At 41.5% G+C, this 6,927-nt stretch carries 6 protein-coding genes; 3 read left to right on the top strand and 3 right to left on the bottom strand.

Annotation, left to right across the window (positions count from 1 at the left end; genetic code table 11):
* Positions 1-203: 203 nt before the first annotated feature.
* Both AB7U21_RS01110 and AB7U21_RS01105 read right to left on the bottom strand, forming a co-directional pair.
* Complete coding sequence (locus tag AB7U21_RS01110) at positions 204-1,622, bottom strand: NAD(P)/FAD-dependent oxidoreductase (protein WP_428386508.1); 1,419 nt, start codon at positions 1,620-1,622, stop codon at positions 204-206.
* Positions 1,623-1,656: 34 nt separating this feature from the next.
* Positions 1,657-2,724: a formate--phosphoribosylaminoimidazolecarboxamide ligase gene (locus AB7U21_RS01105; protein ID WP_333786544.1), complete on the bottom strand. Its 1,068-nt coding sequence runs from the start codon at positions 2,722-2,724 to the stop codon at positions 1,657-1,659.
* A 128-nt stretch (positions 2,725-2,852) separates the two neighbouring features.
* On the opposite strand from AB7U21_RS01105, the gene AB7U21_RS01100 reads away from it, so the two are divergent.
* The 3 genes from AB7U21_RS01100 to AB7U21_RS01090 are packed head-to-tail and all read left to right on the top strand — an operon-like array spanning position 2,853 to position 5,221.
* On the top strand, positions 2,853-3,752 hold the full coding sequence (locus AB7U21_RS01100) for an ArsR/SmtB family transcription factor (protein WP_333786545.1): 900 nt from the start codon (positions 2,853-2,855) through the stop codon (positions 3,750-3,752).
* 16 nt (positions 3,753-3,768) lie between these two features.
* Positions 3,769-4,578, top strand: coding sequence for a tRNA pseudouridine(38-40) synthase TruA (truA, locus tag AB7U21_RS01095; RefSeq protein WP_333786546.1), 810 nt, complete (start codon positions 3,769-3,771; stop codon positions 4,576-4,578).
* A gap of 55 nt (positions 4,579-4,633) precedes the next feature.
* A complete protein-coding gene (locus tag AB7U21_RS01090) occupies positions 4,634-5,221 on the top strand; it encodes a M48 family metallopeptidase (protein ID WP_333786547.1) in 588 nt (195 codons plus the stop codon).
* A gap of 30 nt (positions 5,222-5,251) precedes the next feature.
* Here AB7U21_RS01090 and AB7U21_RS01085 read toward each other — a convergent pair whose 3' ends face one another.
* The gene (locus AB7U21_RS01085) at positions 5,252-6,766 is read right to left on the bottom strand and encodes a tetratricopeptide repeat protein (protein WP_428386504.1); all 1,515 of its coding nucleotides are present in this window, start codon (positions 6,764-6,766) and stop codon (positions 5,252-5,254) included.
* Between the last annotated feature and the right edge of the window lie 161 nt (positions 6,767-6,927).

Raw genomic sequence — 6,927 nt, 5'->3', positions numbered from 1 at the left:
TCATAACTTAAAAATAAATTACAAGGTCACAGGATCAAAACAAAAAGTATAAATTCTAGGGTAATGAATCCATTAAGAGGAATCTCCTGTACATAAAGAATCACTCCCATCGGTTCATTCTATCTAATGGATCTATTGGTGCAATGAGATACTATTCCCCGTAATTCACCCAAAATCTGAGAGATTCCTCAATTTCTATATGTTCAGGTTAAAGAAGAACGTATTTTAAGTATGCCTCTGGCTGCAAGTATTCCTGTCGCTGCAGAGTTAACAAGGTCTCTGGAAAGACCGGTACCATCCCCGGCAGCAAATAGTCCTTTTATGCTTGTTTGCATGTCCCTGTCCACAGATACTTCCATAGCATAAAGTTTTACCTCAGGCGCGTAGAGGAGCGTAGAGTCAGAATTCACACCGGGAATGATCATATTGAGGGTGTCCAGTCCTTCTATGATGTCCATAACTATTCTGTGAGGCAGCGCCATGGAAATATCTCCAGGTGTTATATCTTTCAGAGTATTCTTTATTGAATTCTTTGCAATCCTTGCTTCAGTTGAACGTCGGCCCCTGCGCAGGTCTCCCATCCTCTGTAATACGGGCTTTCCACCACCAATGGTAGTGGCCAGTTTTGCCACTGATTTTGCGTACTTGATCGTATTCTCCATCGGATGGGTCAATTCCACATGTACCAGAAAAGCAAAATTCGTGTTTTCTGAGGTCACAGTGTGCATCGAATGTCCATTTGTTGCAATGAAGCCTTCATAATTTTCTTTCACGACAAATCCGTGCTCATTGGTACAAAAAGTCCGCACGAAATCATCATATCTGGGAGTACGGATATGGAATTTCGGATCGTGGTTTATGCGAGTGACCGGATCCATTATTATTGCAGGGACTTCTACTCTCACTCCAATGTCCACGCCACTGAAATTCGCTTTTATTGAGTGCTCTGTTACCAGTCTATCTACCCACTCGCAGCCTATCCTCCCCGGACAAAGTAATACATAACTAGAGGTAAGATGCTTTCCATCTTCAAGTATCACGCCTTTACATACGGAGTTCTCAATTATCAGGTCAATTACTCTTGTCCTTAACATAAAATGCACACCTTTGTTGTCAAGGTCGTGCTTGAACCGTGAAATAACCACTTTTGCATTATCTGAACCTATATGCCTCTGCCGTATCTCTATGAACTTGGCACCTACTGAAGCCGCCCGGCGCTGTAAGGTCTCTACTTCTTGTTGATCCGGCATGGATACTTTGGTTGTTGCACCATATTCCAAAAAAACAGCATCTACCTCTTCCACAAGTTCCCAAGCCGCAGTTTCATCATCTGTGAATACAGATAGGTCACCGCCGATATCTGGCCTGAGGTTCAAGGTACCATCAGAGAAGGTACCCGCACCGCCCACACCGCACATAATGTCACATGGCAAGCAGTGTGCACATTTCATTTCGGGTTCCAGGGAACAATGCCTGTCTTTAACATCGCTTCCCATATCTATAACTAAAATCTTTAATTTGTTGCAGGCAAGTTCCCTTGCAGCAAACATGCCCGCAGGTCCTGCCCCTACTATGATCACATCATAGTCAGGCCTATGAAAAGAAGAGGTCATGCACATCATCCATCAGAATATGAACAATGTGCTATATGCTCTCTCAAGATAAAATCTTATCCAGTTTTTTCAGTTTCCTGGCAAGGGAAATTTCCTGGGCGATCCTCCTACCGGTTGAAAGGCCAGGTTCAATGAAATCTGAGTATGGAGAACCTGCAGGATAAAGATTTGTGCCTGCAACTATGCGGGCAGATATCTCAAAAACTTTGATCTCAAGCTTGTCTGTGAATACTGTTTCAAGACAGAAGGGACCTATCATACCATCGAACAGTTTAAGTGACTGCTCAACCACTTTTTCACCAAGTTCAAATATCAGTGGGAGCAACGATTCTCTTGCAACAAGTGGCACGTTTCCTGTGACAACGTATGTGGGATGAATTCCTGCATCTTCCAGTTCCCGGGGGGAACCCAGCCTGAATATCTCATCAGCATTGGATTCTACACGTCTGTCCATACTTAGCATTTCCAGCACACCGGTGCTTAAGGTGTAGCCTTCTGTCTTCAGGGGCGAATAGAAGAAATGAAGATAATACCTTGTACCCACAATGAATTCCTGGATGTTGTATTTCTGGGTCTTGTCGACATTCTCAAGGAACTCTTCGTAATTCTTGGCAACAAAGAACCCACGTCCCCCTTTAGCACCATGGTATTTTACCATAACAGGCCCATTTATCTCTTCTGGTTTCACCAGTTTTGGCATGTGGATACCTGCACCTTCCAGCCATTCTCTTTCTTTGTTCCTGTCAGATTCCCACTCAAGTACGTTCCGGTTGCCAAAAGTAGGTACCGGAAACTCAGTGAATTTCTCAGTGCCGAGATATTCCACAAAAGACCCATGTGGCACAACGATAGCATTCTTCCTTACAAGCTGTTCCGCTATCGATGGAATGGCTTGGTAATTATCTACTATTATGAACTCATCAGGCTTTGCTTTAGGGAATGCATCATAGAATTTAGGAGGTTTTTTGACGCAGATACCAATTGTTTTGAAACCTTCCTTCCTTGCACCGTCAAATATCTGAAGGCTTGAATGAGAGCATACAGTTGCAATTGCAAGGTTTTCCAGATCATAGGTTTCGACAATTTTCATGATTTGGTCTTTTTCTATCATTATTGTGCCCCAAAAAGTTACATTATATTGTTCTATCTATTTTTTAAGTTTGCGGAATCATCCCATAACTGCGAATTTTTTCGAAGTTTACGGAAAAGTTATGAAGTTCACGGTTGTTATAGTTAAACATGCAAGAGATAGAGGATGAAGGCAATAATTTCGATAAAGTGCTGGTCTTGCCTCTTAATGAGGATTCAAAAAAGGTAACTCAGGCTCTCTCTAATGAGAAAGCTCTCAAAATGCTGGAAATGCTAGCAGATAAACCCATGTCTGCAACTACTTTATCTGAAAAGATGGGTCTTCCCCTTACTACCATCAAGTACAATCTTGATAGCCTTATAGAAGCTGATCTTATTAAGGTAAAAGAGACAAAATGGAGCCAGAAAGGTCGTGAGATCAAAATATATGAGCCAGTGCAAAAACTCATTGTGGTGGTTCCCGGTACAAAGAACATTGATAGATCATCTATTATGGGGATGTTGAAAAAATACCTGGGTCTTTTCATGGGTGCAGTATTTGCAGCTACTGGTATAGAATTCCTCACACGCCGGATAGGTCTGTTTCCTTCTGTGGACTATTATCCCGCTACTCTTGAAGAAGCTGCCATGAAATCCGGAGGATATGGTGGATTTGCCAATGAAAGTCTTGATTCGGCTTCGAGAGCGGCAGATCAGGCAAATCTGGTAGATGAGGCATCTCCTATGCTAGCGACCATGATATCTAACGACAGCTCAGAAGCTGCTATCATGGTTTCTGATGAGGCTGTCAATTATACCCCGATGGTCCCTACGGAAAGCCTGACAACATATCTGAACACTACAGGATCGAACATTACAGATTCTAACTCAACTCTAATACCCGTTCCATACCCACCGGTAGAAGATGCCACAGTTATTACAGGCACAAGTCCTGGTCTCATCCCGCCCGATCTTCTGGCGCACTTGAGCGTTTGGTTCTTTTTTGGATGCTTATTTGTAATATTGTTCATGTTATTGAGGGAAATGTATTATAGAAAAAAGGCGCTATGAGAATTAGTGAGACTTAATGAGGGTTGCACTTAAGATCGCATATGTGGGGACAGGCTATCATGGGTCCCAGATCCAACCGGATGTTGCCACCATTGAAGGAGAACTCTTCAACGCCCTGAAAGAACTGGAAATAATGGGTGATCCTAAAAAAGCATCTTTCCAGAGTTCAGGCAGAACAGATGCAGGCGTCCATGCAAGAGGACAAGTGGTGGCTTTCAATACTGATAAGCTTAACCTTTCGATTCCAAGGGTCATTAATTCTAAATTACCCAACTCCATCTGGGCATGGGCACATGCAGAGGTTCCAGACGACTTTGATCCAAGAAGAGATGCAAGTAGTCGGGTCTATAGATATATCATTAGTGGAGAACATTATGATATATCCAGGATAAGGTCTGCTTCAAAGATATTGGTTGGAGAGCACGACTTTTCAAATTTTTGCAGCAAGGATGAGGACAAAGGCACAGTTCGGGATGTGAAAAGAATAGATGTCAGAGTAAGCGGGGCACTTACAAAGATCGACGTAGAGGCAAATAGTTTTCTTTGGAACATGGTGCGGAAAATGGTAACTGCTCTTACAATGGTGGGAAGCCGTATGAGGGACGAGGCATGGCTCAAACAGATGCTTGAACCGGAATCATACGAAGAAGGATTGGAACCAGCTCAGTCATATGGTCTCACGTTAATGGAAGTAAAATATCCCATGGAGATACCCTGGACAGAAGATGCATACTCACTTCGCCGGGCCTCTGAAAAAGTGCAGGAATATCTTATAAGACATCGTGTAATGGCCGAGGTCATGCAGGAACTCGTGCCAAAAGAGTGATCTTCTCAGCTTATTGTCAGAGAGTTATTGAAAAAAATATGTTTTAGACGCCGGAATGACAGTTCATATTACTTCATCGATTAAAATTAATGAAGCCGATATACCTTATGAGGTAATATTCCGAAAAGTCAAGCATCCAAGACTGGAATTCAGGCATGGTGATCTCAAGCTTGTGGTACCTCACGGACTAAAAGAATATGAAAAACTGCTTGATAAGCACAAATTATGGGTTTATCGAAGATTCATTTCTCATAAGCAAACGCATATGTTTGCTGAGGGGATAGAACTTTGTTCCACAAGGACAGAAGTGCAATTACAAGAACATGTTGGATCTTTAATAGCTTCTATTGGTACTGAACTTGGTATATTTCCAAAAAAGGTGGCATTTAGGGAGATGCGCACTAAATGGGGCAGTTGCAGTTCAAAAGGGAACATTAATCTGAACATTTATTTGATGTACTTGCCTGAGAAGCTGGTGGAATATGTGGTGTTCCATGAAATGGCCCATTTGATAGAAATGAATCATGGACCCAGATTTAAGGAAATGATTCATAAAAAGTTCCATGAGCATAAGGCCTTTAAAAAGCAACTACGTGGTTACTGGGTTGCCATCATGGAAAAACATTCCATTAATAATTCGTAAGAATAGATCACGGTCATTTGTGACCGTGTCTTAACTTTCTCCATATCCTAACTCTATGGCTTTACTAAAGCTTACATCGGCTTCAGTATAATTTCCAGCCTGGTTGAGTGCAATACCTTTGTTATACCATGTTAAAGCATGCTCTGGATTGAGTTCTATAGATCTGTCATATGCTTGTATCGCTTCGTCGATATTCCCCATCATTCGAAGTGAATTACCCTTGCTGTACCATGCATCATAATTTCCAGGATTAAGTTCTATAGCTTTATCGAATGCTTGCCCTGCTTCTTCGTATCTTTCCATTCCATAAAGTGTATAACCTTTGTGCATCCATGTCCAACTATTCTGGGGATTTATCTCTAAAGCTTTATCATATGCTTGAATTGCCTCTTCATATCTCTCCATTCTACGGAGTGCATTACCTTTATTGTCCCAGACCCCATCGTCCTGTGGTTCAAGCTCTATGAATTTATCATATGCCTGAATTGCATTTTCATATTCCTTCATGTAATAGTGGGACATGCCCTTATAGTTCCAGGCTTCTGTATACTCCGGATCAAGTTCTGTGGCTTTATTGTAGTTTTGTATTGCTTCTTCATACTCCTTCATTTCGTAGAGAGCATTACCCTTATAATTCCAGATCTCGGCATCCAGTGGGTCGAGCTGCAGGGCTTTATCAAAAGCCTGAATTGCTTCTTCGTTCCTTCCCATTTTATTCAGAGCATAGCCTTTATAGTTCCACGCTTTTGCGTCCTTTGGGTCGATCTGTATGACTTTGTCGCATACCTGGATAGCTTCCTCGTATCTTCTCATTTGGTTCAGGACAAAGCCTTTGTTATCTAAGGCTTTTGTGTACTGCGGGTCAAGTCCTATGGCATTATCTAATGCTTTCATTGCTTCGTAATAATTACCCAGTTTAGCATAAGCAATACCTTTGTAGTTCCATGTTCTGGCATCCTTTCGATCGATCTTGATGGCTTTATCAAATGCTTGTATTGCTTCTTCATATCGTTCCATTATATAATGGGTATATCCTTTATTGTACCAGGCAGTGGCAAATTGTGGTTCGAGCTCTGTGGCTTTATCATACGCTTGTATCGCTTCTTCGTATTTTCCCATATGATAAAGTGAAATACCTTTGTTATACCAGGCAAAACCATCCAGGGGATCAATTTCTATTACCTTGTCATATGCTTGTATTGCTTCTTCGTACTTTCCCATCTTACGAAGAGCAATTCCCTTTTCACTCCAGAATTCAACATTATTGGGCTTAAGTTGCAGGGCTTTATCAAATGCCTGAATAGCCTCTTCGTTTTTTCCAGTTTCAGTAAGTGCAATGCCTTTACCAACCCAGGCATCGCCATTTTGCGGATCCAACTCTATGGATGTATTGAATGCTTGTATCGCTTCGGTATATTTTCCTTCTTCAAGAAGGTTATTACCTTTCTCATTCCAATCGCCAGAATTATCGGTTCCGATACAACCTGCACAGAAGATCATTATAACTACTAGACCCTGGATAACATATTTCATATTCACTACCATTTTTCCTCCAGATTTTGCCATTGCTTGTTGAAATGTAGAAGTTTTTGGGAATTAAGTTTTTCTATTTAGAACCAATGTTGATGACCCATGATTCAAAGCCCTGTTTATATTCTCTCCATTTAATTCCTTTTATAGACTTTGCATCAGCTTTGAACTAATGT

This window comes from Methanomethylovorans sp. (assembly GCF_050177135.1).
GTDB lineage: Archaea > Halobacteriota > Methanosarcinia > Methanosarcinales > Methanosarcinaceae > Methanomethylovorans.
Note: the sequence above shows the minus strand (reverse complement) of the source record. Positions and strands in the feature narration are given on the sequence as shown.